Consider the following 2,115-nt stretch of genomic DNA (forward strand, 5'->3'; position numbering starts at 1 on the left):
ATGGTACATAACGAAGTGTGTCAATCATGATACCTGTTTATATCGTTACCGGATTCATCGGTTCTGGTAAAAGTACATTCATAAATGAACAACTACAACATCGTAAAAAGCTTGGTGGCACGGCATGTATCAGCGCCGAAGAAGGTGCTGTATCCCTCATCAAAGAAGGATTACAACTCAATCCTGATAGGCTTAGTGCAATTACGCCTAATGAACCTGATACATATAGTTCTATATCTAATGAAATCGCAAGCTATATCGATAAGGTAAAGCCTAAAGAAATATGGATTGAATGGAACGGTATGGTCAGCTTTCACCAACTAGAAGCCTTGCTATATAGTGATAAGTTGCGCCATTTATTACAAATCGAAAAGGTATTATATATTTGTACAGACCAATTCGTCGCATCCATTTTGCCTGGTTTAGGTAATGATGTAACAAGCCAATTATATAGTGCCGATTGTATCATCACAGAAACCGACACACATCACGCCTTATTACGGACCTATAACAGAGAGGCAAAAATTGTAACATTACCAACGCCTGAAAAGGTTGTGCAATTATGTCGTAACTCTACATGGGGACTCATACCTAATCTACTAGTTATCGGCATTACAGCCTACATACTATTAGTCACTGCATTCCGTCATGATATTCCTTACTCCATCCACCAATGCTTTGCCATCATTACAGGGCTCATTATCGAGGCTATCCCGTTCCTATTATTAGGAACCATTGGTTCAACAGTCATTCGCTATTTCGTTCCACAAAGAATACTGCTAAAACTATTAGGAGATCACTCTTGGAAGAGCTATGGTGCCGCCATGGTTAGTGGCTTAGCCTTACCAGTTTGCGACTGTGCTATTATTCCATTATTTAAAGCACTTACAGATAGAGGTGTACCATTATCTGTGGCCCTCCTATTTATGCTCGCCAGCCCAATCATCAATCCTATTACAATTCTATCTACCTGGTATGCCTTCCCAGATAATCCAATGATTTCTGTATGGCGTATCGTACTTGGCCTTGGCGTAGCTTTATTGGTTGCCTTATCATTCCGTTTTATACCACCATCTACGTCTATGATGAAAGCTAAAACGGCACAGAACCTAAGCTACGAAGAAATCGTCTTAGAAGCATCAAAAAGTAAACATATCAATAAAAGAAGATTACTCATTCATATGGAAAAAGAGTTCTCCCAGCTCTTATTCTATTTCTCCATTGCAGCTTGTGTACTAGCCATAGTTCAAGTGTATGGAAAGCCTTGGCTCATCAATGCCGGCATCACATTACCTGACGTGTGGGCTATCCCAATTCTGCTAATATTGGCGTTCTTCTTCTCTGTTTGCTCTACATCAGATGCTATTATAGGCAAATCCTTGAGCACCCTGTTCCCTATGAGCTCAGTCATGGGTTTTCTCATCTTAGGACCTATGCTCGATATTAAAAATGTATATATTTTAAAACAATATATGCCTACATCATTTATTCTTCGTCTAGGCTTAACAATTGTTGTTATATCCTATTTAGCAGCATTAGGTTTTCAATTCTTTTTAAGCTAATGTTTAGTCATTACTATTTCAGTTCTTCATGAATATAAAAGGAGATGATTCTATGAAATTAGGACTTAAAGATCGCTTTTCCATTGTGAAAGGCTTACTCTACCTCACCTTAGGTATCTGCTGTGTATACCTAATCGTAACCGGTCGTTATTTGAACTATATCGCACCACGATATGAACTACTGCTAGGCATTAGCAGTGTAGCTCTCATATTAGGCGGATTGGCTACGGTTATTTGGGCTCCATCGCGCTATTATAAACACAACTGGCGCTCTATTGTACCTATCATTATTCCCGTAGTATTGCTCATCGTTCCCCCTGTCCTTGTGCCTACAACTAGTGTTCAAGGTGCTGCACGCATCAATGATGATACAAACAACTTCGACTTTACAAATGATGCCATCGGCGAGGTGATTACTGTTAATAGTGAAAGCAAAGAGCCTGGCATTTCTAAAGATAAAAAAGAAATTGTGTTAAATTCAGATAATTTCTATCAAACAATCGTAAAGGTTGGATCTAATGTAGACCAATACAAAGACTACACAGTATATATG

The 2,115-nt window shown here is 38.9% G+C and carries 1 protein-coding gene and 1 pseudogene; both read left to right on the forward strand.

The annotated features are described in order from the left end of the window. The first annotated feature begins 26 nt into the window (after positions 1–26). On the forward strand, positions 27–1,562 hold the full coding sequence (locus QZ334_RS08070; protein ID WP_295233510.1) for a permease: 1,536 nt from the start codon (positions 27–29) through the stop codon (positions 1,560–1,562). Positions 1,563–1,614: 52 nt separating this feature from the next. After that, a pseudogene (locus tag QZ334_RS08075) lies at positions 1,615–2,115 on the forward strand (DUF1980 domain-containing protein); the annotation flags it as partial.

This window comes from Veillonella sp., from assembly GCF_019414865.1.
In the GTDB taxonomy this organism is placed as follows: domain Bacteria; phylum Bacillota; class Negativicutes; order Veillonellales; family Veillonellaceae; genus Veillonella.

What these genes read in the sequence shown, in the direction of transcription:
- QZ334_RS08070 (WP_295233510.1), top strand. Translation starts at nt 27, where the DNA reads ATGATACCTGTTTATATCGTTACCGGATTCATCGGTTCTGGTAAAAGT.